Consider the following 22,525-nt stretch of genomic DNA (forward strand, 5'->3'; position numbering starts at 1 on the left):
CTGGAAGGCGAGGAAGGTCGCTGATGGCCGAACACGCGGTCCGCTTCGCCGTCCAGCGTCTGGAGGAGCCGGAACTGGAGCCCAGGGAGGCCGAGTTGACCCGAAACCCGAAACTGGTCGCGCGAGGGACAAGCGGCCCGCCACCGGCCGGAATCCGGTGAGCACGGTGGTCAAGCCGCTTTCCTCGCAAGGGCCTTGACGAGCTGATCCCGCGTCATCTTCGACCGGCCCGGTACGCCCGCGTCGCTCGCCCGCTCGTACAGCTCGGCCTTGGACAGGGACCCCAGGTCCTCGGCCTCCTTCCGGCCGGCGGCCCGCTTCTTGGCGGAGGCCTGCTTCCTGGCGGTGGCCTGCTTCTTAGTGGTGGCCGGTTCTTTTGCGGTGGCCCGTTTCCCCCTGCCGCCCTTGCGACCCCGGGAGCGGCCCTGCTCGACGCTCCGGCTGAGGACGTCCATGAGGTCGATGACGTTGGTCGCCTCCGGCGGCTCCGGTTCGCCGACGACCTCCTCGCCCTCCCGCTTCGCCACGACGAGTTTCTTGACGCGTTCCTCGTAGGTGTCGTGATAGCCGGTGGGGTCCCAGTCGATGGTGAGGGCGTCGATCAGCTGCTCGGCCGTCCGCAGCTCCTTGCTGTCGCTCTTCGTGCGCCGCGCGGGCAGTTCGGGCACCACGTCGGCGGGGTCGCGCACCTCGTCGGCCCAGTGCAGGGTGTGCAGGACGAGAACGCCCGGCTGCGCGCGCAACGCGGTCAGATACTCCTTGCCGCGCATGATGAGCGTGGCGATCCCGGCCTTGTCCGAGCGGTCCAGCGCCGACCGCATCAGCTCGTACACCTTCACGTACTCCTTGCCGCGCGGGCCGACGTAGTACGTGCGGGCGAAGTACACCGGCTCGACCTGGTGCAGGTCGACGAACCCGGCGAGGTCGATCACCTTCGACCGCCCGGGCGCGATCTCCTCCAGCTCCTGCGGCTCCACGACGACGTACTCGCCCTCGTCGATCTCGTAGCCCTTGACGATCCGGTCGGTGTCGACCTCCTTGCCGGTGCGCTCGTTGACCCGCTTGTTGCGGATCCGGTCCGAGGTGCCGCGCTGGAGCTGGTGGAAGTGCACGGTGTGGTCCTCGGTGGCGGTGTACAGGCCCACGGGCATGGTGACCAGCCCGAAGGTCAGGACACCGGTCCAGATCGGTCTCGCCATGGCTCCTCGCCTCCCGTCGTGGGGCGGCCGTTCGTTCTGTGTTCGGTCATCTGAAGCGGTCCGCCGTGCGCTGTGGTGCTGTCCCGTCACCGCCGGTGCGCCCGGCCCGGGGACGCGCGCTCGGTACGGGTGCCGGCCAGTCGCTCCGCCTGGGCCGCGGTCTTCTCGGCGTGGCGCCGGGCCTCCCGTACGGCGCGGTCGGCGTCCTTGGCGCGGTCCCCTGCCTCCTGCTCGTCGGTACGGGACCGCCTCCGGCCGCAGCCCGTACAACTCGTCGGCGACGGCGTCCAGGTCCACCAGCGTCCCTCTCGACGGCCACTTGGTGACGGGGTCCGAGTTTCTCACTCGTTGCCGATTATGTGCGTCATGCGGTGACTCGTCCGGGTGGGGCGCGCGGGATCATGGTGGGGCGGACGCGGGTGGTGGCAGGCGCGACTTTCGGCGTCGGAGGGCCCCGCCTTTCGGTGTCGGCCCCACCTTGCGTCGGACGGCGCCGGTGCGGCCGGGCCCGGCAGGGCGACCGTATGCGGAGGAGGGAGGGTACGGCCTTCAGGGCATCCTGGAACACCTCGCCGAGACCCGCCGGTTCGCGGAGCGGCTGCGCAAGCATGGGGCGGCCGTGGACCTCGGCGTGGGCTGTGAGTTCTGGCTGTTCGTGCCCGGGATCGTGCTTCTCCCTCAAGGCCGACTGCACAAGGGAGTTGAACGGCTGTCTGCGGTGGGGCAAGCCGCCGGCCGTCATGGAGTTCGGCACGTGTGCCTACGTCGAGAAGTCGCCGGAGACCAAGAGCGGTCCGGTCCGCAGCGAGCGCACCCAGGCGGAGCTTCTCATGCAACTCCTCGACGTCTCCTCGATGGACGTGTGCGCGGCGATGGCGAGCTACGCCGTCACCAAGACCATCGAGGACCGCCCGGACGCCCCCGACTCCGGCTTGCACGGGGAGCCCAAGGAGGCCTTCCACGGCCTGGCCCGCCGCTGCGGGCGCGCCCGGACCGGCCGTCGGCCCGACCGGGCGTAGGCACGTACACCGGCCCACCCGTTCGGAGGACCGTCCGGCTTGCCGCGCCGCCGTCGCCGATCCGGGGCCACATGATGCGGGTATGCCCCCGCACCGGCCCCCGACCCGCCCGCCGTCCCACTCCCCGCTCCGCCGGCCCGTCCATCAGCCGATCCGTACCCGACCTTCCCGCGAACCCATCCCGTGATCGATTGCCGGGCCGATCGCCGGGACGGTCGCCGCACCGCCCGAGCCCGTCGCGCCCCGCGACCCGTGTGCACGGACAACCGAGGCTGAGCCCTGGACGAAGGCAAACGTGAACGCAAACGCCCGGGCGGGCGTCGAGGCGGACGTGCAGGTGGCGCGCAGGTGGACGGCCACCGACGCGATGCGACCTGAATTGCATCGTTCGTTTTCTTGAATCACTCGTGTTTATGAGGGTAGGTTCGGCCCCATGACCGCCTCCCCGACCCCGACCACCGCCGAGGAACTCCGCGGTGCCGGCCTGCGCGTGACGGCAGCCCGCGTCGCGCTGCTGGAGACCGTCCGGGCCGGCGACCACCTCGGCGTCGAGGCGATCGCCTCCGGGGTACGCACCCGCGTGGGCCACATCTCCCTGCAAGCCGTCTACGAGGCCCTTCACGCCCTCACCGCGGCGGGCCTCGTCCGCCGCATCGAGCCGGCCGGTCACCCGGCCCGGTACGAGGGACGCGTGGGGGACAACCACCACCACATCGTGTGCCGGTCGTGCGGTGCCGTCGCCGACGTCGACTGCGCGGTCGGCGACGCGCCCTGTCTGACCGCCTCCGACGACCGCGGCTTCGCCATCGACGAGGCCGAAGTCGTCTACTGGGGCATCTGCCCCGACTGCTCCACCGGCCGCAGTTCCTGAGCACCGAGTTCCGCACAGTTCGGAAGGATTGCCATGACTGAGAACCACGACGCGATCGTCACAGACGCGAAGGCGCAGGGGGCGAGCGGTGGCTGCCCCGTCGCCCATGACCGGGCCCTGCACCCGACCCAGGGCGGTGGCAACCGCCAGTGGTGGCCGGAGCGGCTCAACCTGAAGATTCTTTCCAAGAACCCGCCCGTGACGAACCCGCTCGGCGAGGAGTTCGACTACGCCGAGGCGTTCAAGAGCGTCGACCTTCCGGCCCTGAAGCAGGACATCGCCGAGGTGCTGACCACCTCGCAGGACTGGTGGCCCGCCGACTTCGGCCACTACGGCCCGCTGATCATCCGTATGGCCTGGCACAGCGCGGGCACCTACCGCGTCAGCGACGGCCGTGGCGGCGCCGGCGCCGGCCAGCAGCGCTTCGCCCCGCTGAACAGCTGGCCCGACAACGTCAACCTGGACAAGGCCCGCCGACTGCTGTGGCCGGTGAAGAAGAAGTACGGCCAGAAGATCTCCTGGGCCGACCTGATGATCCTCGCCGGCAACGTGGCGCTGGAGTCCATGGGCTTCGACACCTTCGGCTTCGGCGGTGGCCGCGCCGACGTCTGGGAGGCGGAGGAGGACGTCTACTGGGGTCCCGAGACCACCTGGCTGGACGACAAGCGCTACACCGGCGACCGCGAGCTGGAGAACCCGCTCGGCGCCGTCCAGATGGGCCTGATCTACGTCAACCCCGAGGGCCCGAACGGCAACCCGGACCCGCTGGCCGCGGCCCGCGACATCCGTGAGACGTTCCGCCGCATGGCCATGAACGACGAGGAGACCGTCGCCCTCATCGCGGGTGGCCACACCTTCGGCAAGACCCACGGCGCCGGTCCGGCCGACGCGGTCGGCCTCGACCCCGAGGCCGCCGGCCTGGAGGAGCAGGGCCTCGGCTGGAAGAGCACCCACGGCACCGGCAAGGGCGCGGACGCCATCGGCTCCGGCCTGGAGGTCACCTGGACCGACACGCCGACCCAGTGGAGCAACAATTTCTTCCGGATCCTGTTCGAATACGAGTGGGAGCTGACCGAGTCCCCGGCCGGCGCCAAGCAGTGGCGGCCGAAGGACGGCGCGGGTGAGGGCACCGTCCCGCACGCCCACGACTCCTCGAAGCAGATCGCGCCGGGCATGCTCACGACCGACCTGTCGCTGCGCTTCGACCCGATCTACGGGCCGATCTCCCGCCGGTTCTACGAGAACCCGGAGGAGTTCGCGGACGCCTTCGCCCGCGCCTGGTACAAGCTCACCCACCGTGACATGGGCCCGAAGTCGTTGTACCTCGGCCCGGAGGTCCCGGAGGAGACCCTGATCTGGCAGGACCCGCTGCCGGAGCGCGAGGGCGAGCTGATCGACGACGTCGACATCGCGTCCCTGAAGACCAAGCTGCTCGACTCGGGCCTGTCCGTGTCCCAGCTGGTCACCACGGCGTGGGCGTCCGCCTCGACCTTCCGCGCCACCGACAAGCGCGGCGGTGCCAACGGCGCCCGCATCCGACTCGCCCCGCAGAGCGGCTGGGAGGTCAACGAGCCCGACGAGCTGGCCCAGGTGCTGCGCGTCCTCGAGAACGTCCAGCAGGAGTTCAACGCCTCCTCCGGCGCCAAGAAGGTCTCCCTGGCCGACCTCATCGTCCTCGGCGGTGTCGCCGCGGTCGAGAAGGCCGCCAAGGAGGGCGGCTTCGAGGTCGAGGTGCCCTTCACCCCGGGCCGTGTGGACGCGTCCGAGGAGCACACCGACGCCGAGTCCTTCGAGGCGCTGGAGCCGACCGCGGACGGCTTCCGCAACTACCTCGGCAAGGGCAACCGTCTGCCGGCGGAGTTCCTGCTGGTCGACAGGGCGAACCTGCTGGACCTGAGCGCCCCCGAGATGACGGTGCTCGTCGGCGGTCTGCGCGTCCTCGGCGCCAACCACCAGCAGTCGCAGCTGGGCGTCCTCACGAAGACGCCCGGCGTCCTCACCAACGACTTCTTCGTCAACCTGCTCGACATGGGCACGGCGTGGAAGTCGACCACCGAGGACCAGACCACGTTCGAGGGCCGTGACGCCGCCACGGGCGAGCTGAAGTGGGCCGGCAGCCGTGCCGACCTCGTCTTCGGCTCCAACTCCGAGCTGCGCGCCCTCGCCGAGGTCTACGCCAGCGACGACGCGAAGGAGAAGTTCGTGCAGGACTTCGTCGCCGCGTGGGACAAGGTCATGAACGCGGACCGGTTCGACCTGGTCTGAGCACGGCTGTGAGGGCGTACGGCCCGACCCGCGGGGGTCGGGCCGTACGCCCTCGTCGTTCGACCAGGGGCCGGGCCTTCAGTCACCGGCCTCCCGTCACCGGAACGTCACAGGAGATCCACAACCGTCACAGACGATCCACGGCGGAAACCCGGAGTCTCCCCGCTCTGTCTCCCTCGGCGAGCACCGGCACCGAGCCGGTCGAACCACCGGAATCGGGGGACCACATGCACCACCGCAACACCATCCGCCTCGCCGCGTCGGCGACGGCTGTGATCGCCGCCGCACTGACGCTGACGGCGTGCGGGCCGGGCGACGGCGACGGGTCGGCGAAGGCGTCCTCCCCGACCCCGGTCTCCGCCACCCCCTCCCGCACCACCCCCGCCACCACGAGCCCCACCACCGCCCCCCCGTCGGCCCCGGGAACCTCGGGCGGCGGCACGTCGACCGCCTCGGGTGCCCCGGCATCTCCGGCCTCCGACACCTCGGCCGGCACGGCACCGGCGTGCTCGCCGTCGGCCGTGGCGGCGACGGCCCGCCAGGCGGCCCAACGCCCGGACGGCACCGGCACGGGCGCCGCGATCGTCGAGTTCACCAACGTCTCCGGGCACCCGTGCGTCCTGCAGGGCCACCCGTCGGTGGCCGGAGCGGGCAATGGCTCCCCCGAGCACAACATCCCCCTGCGGGTGACCCCCACGGGCATCGCATCCGCCGTGCGCCTCGCGCCGGCCGGCAAGGCATGGGCGAAGCTGGCCTTCCACCAGGTCCAGGGCGAGGGCGACGGCTACTGCGCGTCCGGCGCGAAGCCAGCCGTCTACCCGACGCTCGTCGTCGGGCTGCCCGGCGCGGGGGCGCACCAGGTCGCGCTGTCGGACGGCGAGTTCGCCGAGTGCGACAACACGGTCACCGCGACCGCGGTCTCGGCGACGAAGCCCGCCTGACCGGTGCGGCCGGCGGGCGGCCCCGGCCAGGAGGTCTGCCTGGGACGCCCGCTCCGTCCGTGCGCTCTCGTACGGCATGGGCAGGCCGCCGCCGTCCGGGCCGACACGCGACCGGGCAGGGAAGTCCAGCCGCCGTGACCCGGCCGGCCCGGTGGGTGTCCCACGGCCCGGTCGGCCGGCGCAGCACGCGCCGCCGCCGGCCCGCGGCCGCGCGTACCCGGCCGCGCAGGGGCGCGGAGGCGGGGGTGGGCACGACGGGGCCCTCGGCCGGTCAGCGGCCGAGCACCCCCGCACCCGCCTGCGCGTACTTCTGGTCCAGCTCACCGGACAGGCGCACGCGACACCGACGCCCGCGACCGGGGCGCCCTTGCCGGTTACCGGCGTGGGCCCGTGAGGAACAGCGTGCCCGGGATGGCCTGCAGGCCGGGCGCCTGCTCGAGCCGCTCGGCCGGCTCCGACGTGGGCGCGTTCCAGGACCCGGCGGTGAACACCTTGCGCTGCGCGGACTCGTACGACTGCGGGCCCGTCCCGTCCACGCGCAGGGTGACCAGCGTGTTGCCATTGCGGTCGACGGGGGGCGGCGCCCCGTGAGGGGTGCGGGGAACCGCGCGAGCACCCGAGCACCCGCTGTCGCCCGACGCCCGCACCCCAACGGCGTTCACGCGAACGGCCCCCTCACCTCCGCAGCGCTTCGAACGCCTCCCGCCCCGCAACCCCGATCGCGAGGTACCGGCACCGGGAACGTCTTCCGCTACGACGTCTCCCACAACAACATCGGCGACGGCTGGGACCTGTACACCAAGACCGACACCGGCGCCATCGGCCCGGTGACCATCGAGTACTCCCTGTCGTACGGCAACGGCACGCTCACCGACGGCACGCAGAACAGAACGGCGACCGCAACGGCTACAAGCTCGGCGGCGACGACATCGCGGTCAACCACATCGTGCGGCACGACATCGCCTGCAACAACGGCCACCACGGGTTCACCTACAACAGCAACCCCGGCACGATGACCATCTCCAACAACGCCGGCATCGACAACACCGAGCGCAACTTCGCCTTCGACGCGGGCACTTCGGTGTTCCGCAGCAACACCTCGTGCCGCTTCGCCGTCAGCGGCTCGAACGACAAGATCTCCGGCGACGCCGACAGCTCCAACCAGTTCTGGACCGGTACGAACGGCTCCCGCTGCTCCTCGTACTCCGGCGCCCTCGGCTGGTCCTTCGCCTCCGACGGGCACCTCACGGTGACCTTCGGCGGCACGGTCGTGAACCCGTAACACGGTGCGCCGCATTGTGGCGGCGTCCCGCTCGCCCACGCCTAGACGTCATGGCGCGGCTCGCCCGGGTCCAGGGCCGAGAGCTTGTCCGGGTTCGTGACCAGGTAGACCTCGCGGACATGCGCGCCGTCCGGGTCCAGGTCCATGACCATCACCGCGTGCGGGGCGCCGTCCTCGAACACGACCACGGCCGCGTCGCCGTTGACGTCCCGGTGCTGGAACTCCAGGTCCGCCGCGGAACGCGCGGCGTAGCCGGTCAGCGCCCGTGCCACCTTGTCCCGGCCGCGGATCGGCCGCGGTGCCGCCTGCGCCTTGCCGCCGCCGTCCGTCCACAGCGTGGCCTCCGGCGCCAGGATCTCCAGCAGCGCCCCGAGGTCCCCGCCGAGCGCGGCGGCCACGAACCGTTCCGTCGCCTGCCGCCGGACCCGGGGATGGGCCTGGTAGCGGGGGCGCCGGGCGCGCACATGGGACCGGGCGCGGTGCGCCAGCTGCCGTACGGCCACGGGGCTGCGGCCGAGGATGTCCGCGATCTCGGTGTGCGCGTAGCCGAACACCTCGTGCAGGACGAACACCGCCCGCTCCAGCGGGGTCAGGGTCTCCAGCACGACCAGCATGGCCAGCGACACCGATTCGGCGCGCACCGCACCCTCGGACGCGTCCTCGCCGGCGGCCGGACCGGCAGGGCCGTCGGTGAGCAGCGGCTCCGGCAGCCACGGCCCGACGTACGTCTCGCGCCGCCGGGCGATCCGCGCCCGCCGGGCGAGCGCGTGCCGCACGGTGATCCGCACGAGGTAGGCCCGCGGATGCTCGATCTCCGCCGCCTGTCCCGCCTTCTCGGCACCCGCACGCCCCGCCCAGGACAGCCAGGTCTCCTGCAGCACGTCCTCGGTGTCGGTGACGGTGCCCAGCATGTTGTACGCCACCGCGAAGAGCAGCTCGCGGTGGTCGAGGAACGCCTGGGTGGCGGTGTCCGTCCCCGCGGGCGTCCGGTGGTCGGCCATGACTTCTCCTCACGACGTCTGCCCACCCAGAGGGGCCCGGGTCCTCGGAGTGTGACATTCGGGTGCGGATATGTGCCGTAGGTCTCATCCCGCGCCCGCGCTGTCACACTCGCCGCCCTCCCGGCCCTCTCGGTCCACGCCAGCAGCACCACGCAGCGAAGGAGCAGCCCATGCGACTCGTCGTCTTCGGCGCGAACGGGCCGACCGGACGGCAGGTCACCGAGCAGGCGACCGCCGCCGGACACACCGTCACCGCCGTGACCCGCCACCCCGACACCTTCCCGCTCGACCACCCCCGCCTACGGGTCGCGGAGGCCGACGTCCTGGACGGGGCGGCGGTCGACCGCGTCGTCCCCGGCCACGACGCGGTGATCTCCACCCTCGGCGTCCCCTACGGCCGGGCCCCCGTCACGGTGTACTCGACGGGCCTCACCCACATCACCCGGGCCATGACCCGGCACGGCGTGCGACGCTTGGTGTGCGTCACCTCCACCGTCCTGTTCGACGTGCCGGCGCCCGGTGAGGGCGTCTTCTTCCGGAAGGTGCTCGAGCCCTTCTTCGCGCGGGTCGTCGGCCGCACGGTCTACGACGACATGCGCCGCATGGAGGAGATCGTGCGTGCGAGCGGTCACGACTGGACGGTGCTGCGGCCCGCCGGCCTCTTCGACACGAGCGAGGTCAGCGACTACCGGCTGGACTCCGGCCGGCTGCCGGGGCGGTTCACCTCCCGTGCCGACCTCGCGCACGCGCTGGTGCGCGAGGCCGTCACCGACGGGCATGCGCGGGCCTTTCTCGACGTACGCACCACCGAGGGCACCCCGCGCTTCCTCGACCTCGTCAAGAAGGAGGGGTTCGGCAGGTGAAGCGCCCGGTCAGGAGGGCCGGCCGCCGTAGGGGACGGTGATCAGCTCCATGGCGTGGCCGACGGGGTCCATGAAGTAGACGCCGCGGCCGCCGTCATTGTGGTTGATCGTGCCGGGCTGCTTTTGGTGCGGGTCGGCGTAGTGCTCGATGCCGCGCTCGACGATCCGCGCGTAAGCGGCGTCGAACTCCTCCTCGGAGATCAGGAAGGCGTAGTGCTGGGGGGTGATGTGTTCCTCGGGAACGGTGGCGAAGTCCAGGGTGACACCGTTGGCAAGGGCGACCGCGACGAACGGGCCCCATTCCGCGGTGATCTCGAGACCGAGCACTCCGGTGAAGAACTCGGCGGACTCCCGGTTGTCCCGGGCATGGACGATGGTGTGGTTGAACTGGACCGGCAAGGAATGCCTCCACGGCATGTCCTGGCACCTCCATGCCTCACCCGGCCGGTGACCGGCACGCGATGCCGCCGGCGATCCTAACCGGGGACGCGACGGCGCGTCGACGGCTCCTCGACGGCGTGTCGCGGGTCCTGCCGAGCCGGTGACCGCGCGCTGACGCACCGCTGACGGGCTCGGCCAGGCACGCCGGTGCACCACGTGCCCGCCGGTGACGGCCAACCCCACCGGGACTCGGCGAGTTCGTCGCCGGGCGTCGTCCGCGCACATGACGGCATGCAGCCCCGGGGCCAGGACGCGCAGGCGCCGCACCGGGTCGCGTTCGGCCGCCGGCGGGTTCGGGTTCACCGCGGCCACGCCTTTCGGAAGCTGTGTCGGGCACGGTGCAGCCGGGACTTCAGCGTGCCGCAGGCGATGTCGAGCATGTCGCTCGCCGTCCGCTCGTCCAGGCCCTCCAGTTCGCGCAGGACCAGGACCGCCCGGTGCTCGGTGGACAGGCGCCGCAGCACGTCCCGTACGTCGACGGCCAGTTCGGGACTGCACGGCCAGGCGATGTCGTCGAACTCGCCCACAGGTGTCTCGCGTTCGGCCCGGCGGGCCACCCGCACCGCCTCGCGCACGGTGATCGTGCGCACCCACGCGTACAGTGCGCGCGGATCCTTGAGCCGCGGCAGGCCCTGGAAGACGGCGATCAGCGCCTCCTGGACGGCGTCGGCGCTGTTGTGCAGGGCGATCGGCCGGCACAGCCTGCTCACATACGGGGTGAGCAGGCTCAGCAGATCGTCGAGTGCCATGGCGTCACCGGACTGCGCCGCCAGGACGAGCGGGGCCGCGGCGGACCATGGATCCTCCGGTGCGGTCGGCCGGGACGGCGGGCTCTGCTGGACGGTGCCTGCTCGCGTGCTTGTCATCTGTCGTTCTCCTCCCCTGGTCGTCGAGGCTCCAGCGACGCCAAGCCGGCGTCCGTGCGGGAGCCTCGGTGGGAAGGAGGGGCGGGAACGGCCAGGTACTCCCGGTACTTTGAGCTCTGGCTTGAATTCAATGCCGGGCCGGGGGGGTGCACCGGCCGCGCGACGCCGCTGTCCGGTTGTGGAAGACGCCCGCCGTGGGCGTCGACTCCGCCGCCGCCTAGGATGCGTGAGCGGTCAATTCGCCATCAACCGGGGGGTGTCGATTTCATGGGTCTGCGCTGCCTCGGCGGAAGAAGGCGCATTGCGTTCCCTCCCTCCTCTTCCGCCGCGGACTCCACGGAGCCGGAAGCGGGGATGCGGTGAAGAAGGAGGGCAACGCGAGCACACCGTACGATCCGCACCTGCTGGCCCGCCTGGTCGAGGGAGCGCAGCGCGGCGACGCGCTGGCCATGGACGAACTGCTGGGCGTCCTCGCGCCCTACGTCGGCCGGATCTGTGGCCCGGTGGCGCTGCAGGACGGCGCGGATGCGGCCCAGGAGACCCTGATCACGGTGTTCCGCGGCATCCGGCAGCTCAAGGAGCCCGCCGCGCTGCTCGGCTGGGTCCGGACGATCGCGGTGCGCGAGGCCCTGAAGTTCGCGGGGCGGCGACGCCGGCAGCCGACGGTTCCCGTCGAGTGGGAGGAGCCGCCCGCCTCCGCAGACCTCCACCTGGCCTCCGACCTCGCCGACGCCCTGTACCGGCTCGCGCCCGAGCATCGGGTGGTGCTGATGCTCCGTCACGTCGAGGGGCTCAGCGAACAGGAGGTGTCCGCCCTGCTGGAGATACCGGTGGGGACCGTCAGATCCCGGCTGTTCCGGGCCAGGCGGTCATTCCGGTCGGCCTGGGGCTGACCGGACGGCCACCCGCTCCCCGAGCCGGTCGAGTATCGCCTCGGCCCGCCGTGCGGACCACGGGCCGCGCAGCCGGTCGAGGAGGCCGCCGCCGGGCAGCCGCAGGCTGGTGAAGAAGGCGAACCGGCAGCCGTCGCCGTCCGCGGTGGCGGCCATGCCGCTCGTCAGCACCCTGCCCTGCATCAGGCACCAGCCGGGCCGCAGGACGACGTCGAACTGCTCCCGGAACCCGCCTCTGCCCACGGCCTCACCCGACAGCCGCTCACCCGCGGACCGCGTGATGGTGAAGGAGCGCACACCCCCGACGATCACGGGGAGTTCGTTCTCCAGATCCGAGGCGACCGACCACAACTCGTCCAGGGACGCGTCGAAACGGCGCTCGGCGAACGACGCGTGCTGCCCGGCGGCGGACGCGATGACCTTCAGACGGCGCACCGCGTCCAGCTCGGCAGTCGGCCAGCCGCTGCCCCCCGAACCGGTCATCCCTGTCGCTCCCTCTGCGTCGCGAGACGGGCCGCACCGACCCCCACATGGTCAAGGCAAGGTGGATCAGAGGGTGTATCGGCGTCGAGTCGCCTCTTTGTGTCCGAGAGGCCAGGGTACCGACTGCCCCTCAGCCACAGGGAAGCAGCGGGGGCACGCTCCCGCTGGGTGACCATTCCCCCGACCGCGGTGGGGCCTCGCCTTCTTGGCACGTTCTGCTCCTCCGTCGAGGGCTACTGGGCTGCATCGAGCCGCGCTGGATCAGGAGGAGCCGGGACCCGTAGACGTTCCGTACGAGGGTCCGACGGGATCCGACGGAACCTTTCGTCCTTCCTGCGACTCCTGACAGACCGATCACCGACCCCGACGTCCCCTGGAGCCCTCGTGGAGACCGTGGAGCACAGCACCCCGTCGCTGCCCGAACCGGACGGCGTCCATCACCGCTACGTCAGCGTGCGTGGCGTCCGTCTGCATGTCGCGGAGGCCGGCCGAGGAGACCCCGTCGTCCTGCTGCACGGCTTCCCCCAGCACTGGTACGGCTGGCGGCGGTTGATCCCGCTGCTGTCCGGCCGGTACCGGCTGCTGTGCGTGGACCAGCGCGGATTCGGCTGGTCCGACACACCGGGCCACGGCTACGACACCGACACCAGGGTGGCCGACGTGCTCGGCCTCCTCGACGAACTGGGTCTGGACCGGGTCCACCTCATCGGGCACGACTGGGGCGCCTGGACCGGCTTCCACGTGTGTCTCCAGGCACCCGAGCGGATCCGCCACTTCCTGGCGCTGAACATGATGCACCCGTGGCCGATGCACCGGCGGCTCATGGCCCAGTCCTGGCGGTTCTGGTACACGGCACTGCTGGAACAGCCGCTGCTCGGCCGCTGGATGCTGCGCCGGCGGCCCGGCTTCACGCGCTACCTGATGCGCAAGGGCGTGGCCGAGCAGGCGGTGTGGACACCGCAGGCCATGGACGAGTTCGTGCGCTCCAGCCAGGAGCCCGGCCGGGCGCGGGCCGGCGAGGCCCTGCACCGCGCGTTCGCCCTGCGGGACATCGCCAAGCTGGTCCTCGGCCGGTACAGGAAGCTCCGGCTGACCACACCGACCGTGATTCTCGCCGGCGAGCGGGACTTCATGCTCCCGCCGAGCGTCATCACGGACGCCGGCCGGCACGCCGACGACCTCCGGGTCGAGGTGGTCCCCGGCTGCGGTCACCACCTCCACGAGGAACGCCCCGCTCTGGTGGCCGAGGCAGCCGTGGCCCTCTTCTCCGGCGGCCACTGACCCTTTCCGGTCACCACCGACGCCGGGCAGACCCCGTGGGCACCGGGCGCCGAGCAGTGCGGAACCGGACAAGGATCGGCACGTGCGCCCGGCGGTTTCCCAGTACCGCCAGTAACATGATCACCTGGGTTCCGGGTGTACCAGTCAGTCAGCTTTGCGCAGTCCCAGGACGCGCCCTGCCCGGAGATGCCGAGATGTCCCAGTCCTCTCTCAACGACGCGTTGGAAAACGCGCGCCTCACCTATGAGCAGCACATGCGGACCTGCCGTCAGTGCCATGCCGACGGCGCGGCCTGTGCCGTCGCCAAGCACCTCCTGCGGATCTACAACAACGCCCGCAGGGACCACCTGCGCTCGGGCGGACCTCACGCCGCGATGGGCTGACCGGTCTTTCGGCGCATGTACAACGCGACCGGCGGCACCCCGCCGTCCTGACCTCAGGCCCCGTACACCGTACGGACGTTGGCGCGCGGCGGCGGGGCGTGTCGGGCCGCGGGGCCCTTCGCGAACGTGCGCAGCAGGTTCTCCGTGGTGCGGGTGACGAAGGCGCGGGTGCGGGCGTCCATGCCGTGGTCGCGCCCGAACATGCCGGTCCCGGCGACGAGACCCTCCACCCAGCGCATGGTGCCGGTCGCGAACACGCCGGCTCCACCGGAGGCCGTGTAGTACGCCGAGTCGCTGTGGCTGGCCCGCCCCCCGCAGACCAGCGGCGAGTGCGCGATGATCTCCAGCGGGCCTGGGGTGGGAGCGCCGGGGGTGATCCGGTCGTACTCCACTCCGACGAGATGGGCGAAGCCGTCGCCGGAACGTGCGCCGGTGCCCTCGTACAGCCAGTGGTCGGCGGCCCGCACCACATAGGGGGCGTCGACCGGATAGCCCTCGTAGAGCACACCGGTCAGGGAGGATTCGGGATCCGCGGCCGGCGGGAGACGGTAGTCGGTGGTGACGAGCGCGGGGTGGGAGCCGTAGCAGGGGTCGGCGCGATAGTCGGTCTTGTAGCAGACCACCGTGCGGTCGTCCGCGCCGTCCCCGGCCTCCAGCCGGACCCGGCGGAAGCAGGTGTTCGCGCCGAGGAAGGCGATGTTCGTCCCCGCGTCCCGGGCGGCGGTCACATGAGCCCGCTGCTCCGGCGTCCAGTACTCGTCGTGGCCCAGGCAGACGACGGCGTGCGCGCCGCGCAGCACCCCGGGGTCGCGGTGGACGTCCACGCCGGTGGTGTAGGCGAGCGGGATGCCGAGGCGCTCGGCCAGCACCACCAGGGCCCACTCGTAGACCCGGAACTTCTCGGCGCCGTCGCCGTCGTAGGGGCGGTCGAAGCTCACCGCGAGCGAGCGGGTGGCGTAGGCGCCGGACGCGCCGTTGTAGAGGCTGCTGCCGCCCCAGCGGTTGTACGCCTGCCAGGTGGCCGGGGCGTGCAGCAGGACCGTACGGCCCGCGCCGTCGGTGGAGCGGACGATGAGCGGGACGTAACGCTGGTGGCCGGTGTCCGCCTCCAGTCGCAGCAGATAGGCGCCCTCCGGCCAGCCCGAGGTGTCCACCGGCAGCGTCAACGGCCAGTCGGCGCGCACCGTGCGGGTCGCGGTCAGCACGCGCGGCGCCGGCTGGGCGCGGCCGGGTATGCGCTCGGACGTCCAGATCCGGCGGGCCTGCCGGCCGCCGTACCAGCCGACCCGGAACGCGGAGACCCGGAACGCGGCGGCGGTGGTGGACACATGCAGCCCGAACGGCTCGCCCGGCGTCACGCTCACCCGGTCCGGGTAGCCGGCCACCGCGTCCGGCGGGCCGGTGGAGGCCAGACGCCAGTCGGCGGTGCCCGGGGCGTCCCGCTCCGCCTCGGGCCGCAACCGCCGGTCGGGGGCCGCGGTGGAGTGCGGATGCGGCGGTGCCGCCGTACACGCGGCGGCCGTGCCCAGGCCCAGGCCTGCGCTCAGGACGAGAAAGCGCCGGCGGCCGAGGCCGTCCGACGGCGTGGTGCCGTGTGCCGGAGCCACTTCACCTCCCGGGGTGCTGTCGGCTCCAGCGTCCCGGCGCCCGCGCGGCGGGCGCAACCGGCGGAGTCGGGGGGAACACCGGCCGGCGGGCCGCGCGAGCCCGCCTGGCGGGGCCTGCCGGCGGTACGGCCGAACGGGTGACGCCGCGGCGGTGCGGTCAGGTACGGAACCCGATGTGCACATGGTCGTGATGGGTGGCGTCGCTGAAGAACTGACCGGCACTGCCGCCCGACAGCAGCACGGGACCACCCACGTTGTACGATCCGGCGGCCGCCGCGTCCCGCATGAACCGCTCGATCAGACCGCGCGGAGTCGCCGGATCGACGACCGCGTGACCGTCGATCCGCCACACGTCGAAGGCCCGGCCTCGCGGATGGTCGCTGGGCCGGCTGGTGCCGAACACGTCCAGCGGATGCCCGGAGCGGACGACGCTCACCTCCAGCCGGTACGACCGTGCCAGCGCGAGCATCGCCTTCGCCACGCTGGTGTGCACCCGACCACTGCGCAGGTCCGCCGCGGCGGCGGGCGGCAGCACGATCCGGCCGTCGGACAGCACGCTCCGGATCTCCGGTGCCGGCGACCGGGCGGCCGGTCCCGGGTGCGCCGGATGCAGGGCGTCGACCGTCCAGCCGGAACCCGACCGGGAGAGGCGCACGTCGACCGTCGTGCCGCCGGCGCTGACCGTGCCGGCGCGCCGGGTCCACTGCCGGCACACCACCAGCACGCTGGCCGATCTGGACAGGATCCCGCCGTACTGCGCGTCCACGACCTGCAGCGCCGCCTGGTCGGCCGTCGTCAGCAGCGGCCCTGCCTGGCCGACGAGGGCCGTCGGCAGTGCGAGCGCCGCGACCCTCGCCCGCGCCGCCGCCGCGCCGCCGTGCCCGTCGGCCCAGGCGCCGATCGCCTCCACCAACTGCACGGCGCGCAGCTTCGCGGCCGGTTGCACTTCGGCGGACGTGGGCCGCCAAGGGGTGGTGCGCGGCAGAGCGGGGGAGGGCGACGGCGAGCCGGTGCCGGCTGTCGACCTCTGGGACGGGTGAGCGTGCGGGGGTGTAGGGGACGGGCGCGTGGCCGGGGTCGTAGGGCCGGAACACCCCGCCGCGCCGAGCGCGGCACCGGCGAGGGCCGCCAGCACGGTACGGCGGCCGGGCGGGGGAGCGGCGGGCGTACGAGCGCGGGTCATACGGCCCAGTGTCCGCCGCGCGGCACGGGTGCGGCGAGCGCGAGCGAGCGCGGGCATCGGGCGGGTGGGGCGCTCGATCCGGCTACGACACGTCGGCACCCACCGTCGACCGGCCGGCCGCCCCGCCTCGGCACCCGCAGCCGCCGCTCCTCGGCCCTCGGCAGTCGGCAGCCCGGCGCCCTGACCGATCCGGGCGCACGGCCCAACTCTCCTAGAAAGGCGGGTCGTTGAAGATCTCCAGCAGAGACGCGGAGCTGTGTTCGGAACCGGGGCCGGTGCCCGACGCGTCGGGGAACGTGCGGCCCCAGGACGCGGCGCGGCCCAGGACGCTCAGGCGCCAGGCGAGGTGTGCGGCGCGGCGCAGGTCCGCGGGTGTGTGGCCGGCGTCCGTCCAGGGCTCCAGATAGGCGTCGAGCAGCCGGGGCACGACCTGCGCCCCGTAGCGTGCGCGCGCCTTCTCGGCGGGGACCCGCAGGCTGCAGAACGGGTGTGAAACGACCGCGTCGCCCCAGTCGAAGAAGGTGAACCGGTCCGGCGCCGGATGGAACAGCTGGCCGTCGTGCAGGTCCGCGTGGTCGAGGGTGTCCTCGACGCCGAGCGAGGCGAGTTCGGCGCACCAGTCCGCGAGCCGGGGGCGCAGCAGCTCCAGCCGCTCGCGTGCCTCCGGAGGCAGCGCGGCGCTCCCCGCGAGCAGTTCGTCGAACACCTCGGGCAGGTCAGCGGTCCGGGTGGCGGGCACCCCGAGCCGCTCGATCTCGCGCGCGTGCGGGGAGAGGGCCCGCTGCAGGCTCGCGTACCGGCCCAGCAGCTCCTCCCAGGTCCGCGGCTCGACCGGCTTCCGGGCGAGCACGTCGCGGAACAGCTCTCCTCCGTCGGGCAGCAGGATCCATGCACGCCCGGCGTCGACGGCCAGCGGCCGGAGCACATGCTCCGGCACCCAGCGGGCCAGTGCGGCGGTCAACGGGCCCTCGAAGGCGCTGGCCGGCGGATTCGCCTTGAACCAGACGACGTCCCGTCCCTCGACGGGCACCCGCATCAGTACGGACCACGGCCGCAGCCGCACCCGCAGCTCACCGCTTGCCCGCAGGCCCCGTACGGCGAGCTGCTCCGCCACCCAGTCGAGGGCCGAGGCCCGCCATGACTCCCGCTCCCACGGAGTCGGCGCGTACTGGTATCTGCTCCGGTCCACGACGATCGAGAACTCATGTTGCACCAGGCCATCTCAACATCACGACCGGCGAGCCGGCCACCCATTTCGCCGGCACACGAACGCGCTCCCGGTCACCGACCGGGAGCGCGTCACTGTGTGCCGGACTGCGGGATCAGGCCTGCTGCTTGCGGCGCAGCGTCAGGTACGTGCCGGTCGCACCCGCGGCCAGCAGGGCGCCCACGCCGAGGCCGACCGGGAGGGTCGGGAAGCCCGAGGCGTCGGTCGACGCGGCCGTGTTCTGCATCGCCGGGCCGGGGGTGATGCTGGTGGACACCGGGGCGACGTCCTGGACCGGGCCGACATGCCTGACCGAGCCGTCGGAGTTCAGCAGCACCTGCTTGTTGTTCGGGTGCCGGAAGTCGAACATGCCCGCCAGGGAGCCGGACGTCGCGTCGAAGGAGTGGTCGCCGATGCGGCCGGTGCACCAGTTGTCCTCGATGAACCGGGTGATGGACGCCTGGTTCGTCAGGGTGTGGTCGACCTTGTTGACCTTGCTGTACGGCGAGATGACGAGCAGCGGCTGGCGGGTGCCGGGGCCGCAGCGGTCGGCATAACCGCCGGCCGCCTTCGGGCCCTTCTGGCAGGCCGGGCTGTCGGTGGCCTTGCCGTTGGAGCCGAGGGAGGTGTCCGTCGAGCCGTTCTTCGGGGCGACGTAGGCGTGGTCGTACCAGCCGTCGGAGTCGTCGTAGGCGACCACGATCGCGGTGGACTTCCACTGCGGCGAGCTCTGGATCGCGTTGATCTGGTTCACCAGGAAGTGCTGCTCGTCGGTGGGGTCGGAGTAGCCGGCGTGGCCGTCCTGGTACTCACCGGCCTTGACGAAGCTGACGGCCGGGAGCTTGCCCGCCTTCAGCGCGGCGGAGAAGTCGGTCAGGTCGTAGTTGTGGTTGGCCCGACCGTTGTGGCCGATCTCCGAGACGGACTTCGGCGCCAGGTGGTGCGGGTTCGCCGTCGACTTGTAGTACGCGAACGGATTGTGGTGCGGGCTGTAGTCCGCCACGGCGGCGCCGCCCAGATTGGTGTGCGTGGTGTCGCACTTGGCGTACGAGCCGGACGTGCCGTTCCACGCGGTCGACGGACGGAAGCCGCCCTGGAACCAGCCCCAGCTCACCTTCTTGGTGTTGAGCAGGTCACCGATGTTCTTGCCCTGCATCGACGCCAGCGCGTTGGTGCTGGTGTGGTCCTTGCCGGAGCAGTCGTCGTAGGCCGGGTCGGGGTCGTTGATCACCGTGCCGACACCCTTGGCGTCGGGCGACTGGACGGTGTACGAGTCCGGCTTCGAGGTCTGCTTGGGGTTGTCGGTGCCGGTGGAGGGGTCCATGGAGATGACGCCGTGCGTGTTGCCGGAGACCAGGTTCAGCGCGCCGGGTGTGGAGGGGCCGTAGTTCGAGCTGTAGGAGCGGTCGCTCAGCGAGTAGTGCTGGGCGTAGTTCCACAGCGCGGTCACGGTGTTGCCGTCGTAGTAGTCCATGACCAGGCCGGGCTCGCCGAACAGGCCGCCGCTGCACTTGTCGACCTCGGTGTTCTGCACGAACTGGTCGGCCTTGCCGCCGTTGTACGCGAGCTGCTCGGCGCCGTAGTTGTGGTTCTGGTCGCAGGTCATCGCCTGCGACGGCGACAGCCGCTTCGGCGCGTACTGGTTCGGGTTCTTCGTCAGCAGCCCGGCGTGCGCGAGGGTGTCGATGTCCTTCGGGGTGTTCTTCGACGCGGTGAACTTCGTGCCGTCGGTGTTGGCGGCCTTCGGGTACGTGGCGAAGTAGTGGTCGAAGGAGATGTTCTCGTCGAAGAGCACGACGACGTGCTTGATCGGCGTCACGGTCGACGAGTGCCCGCCCTGCGCCGCGGCGGGCGCCGCCGCCCAGCCGGGCGCGTTGCTGCCGAGCACGGTGAGCGCCGCGGCTCCCGCGAGCGCGCCCAGGCTCCGCATCGCGGCTCGTCTTCCTCTGCTGGCCATGATGGTCTACCCCTTTGGACAGAACGTCTGTGCGTCGTACGAGCAGGGATGCTGCGCCCGTTGCGGGGCGCGTCGGCGGAGCCATGATGGCGCGCGGGTGAACACCGAGTCAGGGATACCAGGGCAAAACTTGACTGTGTGTTGACCCATGTGGCGGCCGAGTTGTCCGGACAGGTTCAGCCGAACAGGGCGCGCCCGTACCAGTCCTGGGCGTCCCGTACGCCGGGCAGCGCGAAGAAGTAGCCGCCGCCGAACGGGCTGATGTAGTCCGTCAGCGGCTCGCCCTTCAGCCGGTGTTGCACCGTCTCGAACTGCCGCTTCAGGTCCTGCTGGTAGCAGGTGAACAGCAGGCCCATGTCGAGGTTGCCGTTGGCGTCCATGCCCCGGTCGTAGTTGTACGCGCGGCGCAGCAGGCGCTGGTCGGCGGTGGCCGGGGTGCGCGGGTTGGCGAGCCGCATGTGCGCGTCCAGTGGGATGACGTCACCCTTGGGGTCGTCGGCGAACTTCGGCGTGTCGTGCTCGCGGTCGCCGTCCAGCGGCGCCCCGGACTCCTTGGCCCGCCCGAACATCCGCTCCTGCTCGCTGAGCGAGACCCGGTCCCAGAACTCCACCAGCATGCGGATCAGCCTGACGACCTGGTAGCTGCCGCCGACCGCCCAGTCCGGCTCGCCCATGCCCTTGCCCACCCACACCAGGCGGTCCATCTCACGGACGCTGGTGGCGTCCGGGTTGGCGGTGCCGTCCTTGAACCCCAGCAGATTGCGTGGAGTTCCGGAGGGCCGGGGCGGGCTGGCGAAGCCGTCGAGGCGCCAGCGGACCTGCGCGGCACCCCGGGTGTGCCGGGCTATGTCGCGCAGCGCGTGCAGGACGGTGTCCGGTTCGTCGGCGTGCAGTTGGAGGCTGAGGTCGCCGTGGCACCAGTCGGCCCGGAGGTCGTCGTCGGGGAAGGCGGGCATGGCGGTCAGCCGCCGGGGCCTGAGCGCGGCCAGCCCGTACCGGTCGTCGAAGAGGGAGGCGCCGGCGCCGACGGTGACGGCCAACTGGCCGGAGGGCAGCCTGTCGCCGAGGACGCCCGAGTCGGGCGGCGGGGCGGTGATGCCCACCGGGGACGGCGTACCGCCCGAGGTGAGGAAACGGGCCCGGTCGGTGAGCGTGCGCAGCAGGTCGGCGAGTTCGGCGCGGTTCCGGGCGGTCACGTCGAGGGAGGCGAACACGCAACAGCGGCGCGGGGCCGCGATGGCCGAGGCCTGGTGCGCGCCGTGGAAGGGGGCGACGGACGCCGTCGTGGCTGCCGGCGACTGCTCGGGGGCGGCGGCGCTGGTGGCGAGGCCGGCCCCGGCCAGGGCGGCGCCGCGCAGGAAGCCGCGCCGGCCCAGTCCGTCGGGTCGTTCGGCGCTGGTCGCACGGTCGCTCACACGGTCCTCCGGGGGTCGCACAGGGTGGCCACCGAGGCCAGGCGCTCGACCAGGTCGCCGAGCACCGCGTTCACGTCTTCCCGCTGGGTACGGCCGAGACGGTCCAGCGGGGTCCAGGAATCGCGGTGGTGGAACCCGTCGAGGGTGTCCTGGGCTCGGTCCAGCTCCTTCTGGAGGTCAGGAAGTCCGGCGTACCGGGCCGCCAGCACGGGCCTCAGCCGGGACAGCACCTCGCGGGTGCCGTCGAGGTTGGCGCGGGCCGTGGCGAGGTTGCTGCCACTGCCGTAGTCGGTGCGGCCGGTCAGCTCGAACTGCACGGTGTTCTCCAGGATCTCGTGCGCGCGCAGCCCCAGCTGGGCGGGGTCCATACGGGTCTGCGACCAGCTGTCCCGCAGCCGGGTCACCGCTTTGACCAGCGCCGCCGCCGGGGCGCGCAGCCCGTCGGCAGGCTCGCCGTGCCACAGCCCGTACTCCAGGCGGTGGAACCCGGCGAAGTCCTTGTCGTGCACCCCGCCGGGCAGGCCGGCGTCGGTGCCGTTGATCGCCGCGTCCGCGTCCCCGAAGGCGTCGTACGCCGCGCCCAGCCGCTCGTACTCCAGATGCGCCGGCAGCCAGGCCGACCGTGCGCCGGCGAGGTCACCCCGGTCGATCGCGTCCTTGAGCTTCGCCGTCAGCCGGACGACGTCGTCGAGCCCGGTGCCGACCCACTTCTGGTAGGTGAGGGCGGGCGGGATCAGGTCGTGCTCCGAGACCGGCGCGGCGCCCGGGCCGCGCCGTCCGCCGGTGATGCGCACGGTGGGGCCGGTGACTGCGTCGGCGTCGTCGGGCACGCACTTGAAGGCGTAGGCCCCCTTGCCCAGCCGGACCGTCAACTGCCGTGTCGTACCGGGCCCGATGCCCTCCACCTCGCCGTACACCACCTGGCTGCCCGGGTCCTCCAGGTAGACCTCGGCGGCGCCGTCGGAGGAGTTGTGCAGGTCGAACGTCCGCACGCCGGGTTCGGGCCGGGTCCAGCCGCGGCCGCAGTGGCTCTCCGACACGTCGACGACGACGTGTGCCGACGGGGCGCCCGCGGTCCCGTTGTGCTGCCGGCCGCCGAGCGAACAGGCCGTCAGCGTGCCCGCGAGGGCCGCGGCGAGGGCGACGAACACGGCGGGCGCCGTCCGGAGACGAGCGGACCGCGTGCCGAGGCGAGGCAACGGCATGGCGAGCCTTTCCGGAACGACGTAGTACGCAGCGGCCTCATGGTAGGCAACCCTCCGGATCCGAACAGTCGTCCCAGGACTTCGGTGACCAAGATTTCTCCCGCGGTTCACCCGCACGTGGCCCGAAACGGTCGTTCACGGACCAGAAACCGCCGTGGCGGAG

At 72.1% G+C, this 22,525-nt stretch carries 19 protein-coding genes and 3 pseudogenes; 10 read left to right on the top strand and 12 right to left on the bottom strand.

The genetic code is table 11. The annotated features are described in order from the left end of the window. Positions 1-5: 5 nt before the first annotated feature. Positions 6-161, top strand: a pseudogene (locus SRB17_RS11445) (LacI family transcriptional regulator); the annotation flags it as partial. 9 nt (positions 162-170) lie between these two features. Here the strand turns inward: SRB17_RS11445 and SRB17_RS11450 are convergent. Continuing rightward, positions 171-1,199 carry a Ku protein gene (locus SRB17_RS11450; protein WP_153537338.1) on the bottom strand — a complete coding sequence of 343 codons (1,029 nt, stop codon included), beginning with the start codon at positions 1,197-1,199 and terminating at the stop codon, positions 171-173. Positions 1,200-1,900: 701 nt separating this feature from the next. Between SRB17_RS11450 and SRB17_RS11455 the strand changes: the two genes are divergently transcribed. The 4 genes from SRB17_RS11455 (at position 1,901) to SRB17_RS11470 (ending at position 6,295) form a co-directional block, all read left to right on the top strand. Continuing rightward, the gene (locus tag SRB17_RS11455; RefSeq protein ID WP_153537340.1) at positions 1,901-2,218 is read left to right on the top strand and encodes a hypothetical protein; all 318 of its coding nucleotides are present in this window, start codon (positions 1,901-1,903) and stop codon (positions 2,216-2,218) included. A gap of 433 nt (positions 2,219-2,651) precedes the next feature. Beyond that, positions 2,652-3,089, top strand: a complete 438-nt coding sequence (locus tag SRB17_RS11460) for a Fur family transcriptional regulator (RefSeq protein WP_153537342.1) — start codon at positions 2,652-2,654, stop codon at positions 3,087-3,089. 33 nt (positions 3,090-3,122) lie between these two features. After that, complete coding sequence (katG, locus tag SRB17_RS11465; RefSeq protein WP_153537344.1) at positions 3,123-5,354, top strand: catalase/peroxidase HPI; 2,232 nt, start codon at positions 3,123-3,125, stop codon at positions 5,352-5,354. 227 nt (positions 5,355-5,581) lie between these two features. Then, positions 5,582-6,295 carry a DUF4232 domain-containing protein gene (locus SRB17_RS11470; RefSeq protein ID WP_153537346.1) on the top strand — a complete coding sequence of 238 codons (714 nt, stop codon included), beginning with the start codon at positions 5,582-5,584 and terminating at the stop codon, positions 6,293-6,295. Between the two features lie 271 nt (positions 6,296-6,566). Here the strand turns inward: SRB17_RS11470 and SRB17_RS11475 are convergent. Next, positions 6,567-6,867: pseudogene (locus tag SRB17_RS11475) on the bottom strand (GlcG/HbpS family heme-binding protein); the annotation flags it as partial. A 156-nt stretch (positions 6,868-7,023) separates the two neighbouring features. Here SRB17_RS11475 and SRB17_RS11480 point away from each other — a divergent pair. Continuing rightward, a pseudogene (locus SRB17_RS11480) lies at positions 7,024-7,577 on the top strand (right-handed parallel beta-helix repeat-containing protein); the annotation flags it as partial. A 41-nt stretch (positions 7,578-7,618) separates the two neighbouring features. Here SRB17_RS11480 and sigJ read toward each other — a convergent pair. Then, the gene (sigJ, locus tag SRB17_RS11485; RefSeq protein ID WP_153537348.1) at positions 7,619-8,578 is read right to left on the bottom strand and encodes an RNA polymerase sigma factor SigJ; all 960 of its coding nucleotides are present in this window, start codon (positions 8,576-8,578) and stop codon (positions 7,619-7,621) included. Between the two features lie 170 nt (positions 8,579-8,748). Here sigJ and SRB17_RS11490 point away from each other — a divergent pair, with 170 nt between their 5' ends. Continuing rightward, positions 8,749-9,441: an NAD(P)-dependent oxidoreductase gene (locus tag SRB17_RS11490; RefSeq protein ID WP_153537350.1), complete on the top strand. Its 693-nt coding sequence runs from the start codon at positions 8,749-8,751 to the stop codon at positions 9,439-9,441. A gap of 9 nt (positions 9,442-9,450) precedes the next feature. Here the strand turns inward: SRB17_RS11490 and SRB17_RS11495 are convergent, their stop codons facing one another. Further along, positions 9,451-9,840, bottom strand: coding sequence for a VOC family protein (locus SRB17_RS11495; RefSeq protein ID WP_153538254.1), 390 nt, complete (start codon positions 9,838-9,840; stop codon positions 9,451-9,453). A 341-nt stretch (positions 9,841-10,181) separates the two neighbouring features. Beyond that, positions 10,182-10,748: an RNA polymerase sigma factor gene (locus SRB17_RS11500; protein WP_153537352.1), complete on the bottom strand. Its 567-nt coding sequence runs from the start codon at positions 10,746-10,748 to the stop codon at positions 10,182-10,184. Positions 10,749-11,107: 359 nt separating this feature from the next. Here SRB17_RS11500 and SRB17_RS11505 point away from each other — a divergent pair, with 359 nt between their 5' ends. Continuing rightward, positions 11,108-11,641, top strand: coding sequence for an RNA polymerase sigma factor (locus SRB17_RS11505; protein WP_323375299.1), 534 nt, complete (start codon positions 11,108-11,110; stop codon positions 11,639-11,641). On the opposite strand, the gene SRB17_RS45355 is transcribed toward SRB17_RS11505, so the two are convergent. Further along, positions 11,618-12,124 (bottom strand): hypothetical protein, encoded by a 507-nt coding sequence (locus SRB17_RS45355; RefSeq protein WP_194293967.1) that lies wholly within the window; start codon positions 12,122-12,124, stop codon positions 11,618-11,620. The two genes, SRB17_RS11505 and SRB17_RS45355, sit on opposite strands and share 24 nt — an antisense overlap. A 384-nt stretch (positions 12,125-12,508) precedes the next feature. Here SRB17_RS45355 and SRB17_RS45360 point away from each other — a divergent pair, with 384 nt between their 5' ends. Beyond that, positions 12,509-13,405, top strand: coding sequence for an alpha/beta fold hydrolase (locus tag SRB17_RS45360; protein WP_194293968.1), 897 nt, complete (start codon positions 12,509-12,511; stop codon positions 13,403-13,405). Positions 13,406-13,599: 194 nt separating this feature from the next. Continuing rightward, positions 13,600-13,788, top strand: coding sequence for a hypothetical protein (locus SRB17_RS11515; protein WP_153537356.1), 189 nt, complete (start codon positions 13,600-13,602; stop codon positions 13,786-13,788). A 53-nt stretch (positions 13,789-13,841) separates the two neighbouring features. On the opposite strand, the gene SRB17_RS11520 is transcribed toward SRB17_RS11515, so the two are convergent. The 6 genes from SRB17_RS11520 to SRB17_RS11545 form a co-directional block, all read right to left on the bottom strand. Beyond that, on the bottom strand, positions 13,842-15,395 hold the full coding sequence (locus SRB17_RS11520; RefSeq protein ID WP_323375300.1) for a N,N-dimethylformamidase beta subunit family domain-containing protein: 1,554 nt from the start codon (positions 15,393-15,395) through the stop codon (positions 13,842-13,844). 157 nt (positions 15,396-15,552) lie between these two features. After that, positions 15,553-16,578: a hypothetical protein gene (locus tag SRB17_RS46105; RefSeq protein WP_228395945.1), complete on the bottom strand. Its 1,026-nt coding sequence runs from the start codon at positions 16,576-16,578 to the stop codon at positions 15,553-15,555. Between the two features lie 211 nt (positions 16,579-16,789). Then, positions 16,790-17,791 (bottom strand): aminoglycoside phosphotransferase family protein, encoded by a 1,002-nt coding sequence (locus tag SRB17_RS11530; protein ID WP_323375301.1) that lies wholly within the window; start codon positions 17,789-17,791, stop codon positions 16,790-16,792. A gap of 109 nt (positions 17,792-17,900) precedes the next feature. After that, the gene (locus SRB17_RS11535) at positions 17,901-19,742 is read right to left on the bottom strand and encodes a phospholipase C (protein ID WP_153537360.1); all 1,842 of its coding nucleotides are present in this window, start codon (positions 19,740-19,742) and stop codon (positions 17,901-17,903) included. 176 nt (positions 19,743-19,918) lie between these two features. Continuing rightward, positions 19,919-21,157: an iron uptake transporter deferrochelatase/peroxidase subunit gene (efeB, locus tag SRB17_RS11540; protein WP_323375302.1), complete on the bottom strand. Its 1,239-nt coding sequence runs from the start codon at positions 21,155-21,157 to the stop codon at positions 19,919-19,921. Continuing rightward, entirely contained in the window at positions 21,154-22,362 is a 1,209-nt protein-coding gene (locus SRB17_RS11545; protein ID WP_153537362.1) for an EfeM/EfeO family lipoprotein, read from the bottom strand. Before SRB17_RS11545 ends, efeB begins: the two co-directional genes overlap by 4 nt. Between the last annotated feature and the right edge of the window lie 163 nt (positions 22,363-22,525).

The sequence above is a fragment of the Streptomyces sp. RB17 genome, from assembly GCF_009604455.1.
Classification (GTDB): Bacteria; Actinomycetota; Actinomycetes; order Streptomycetales; family Streptomycetaceae; genus Streptomyces.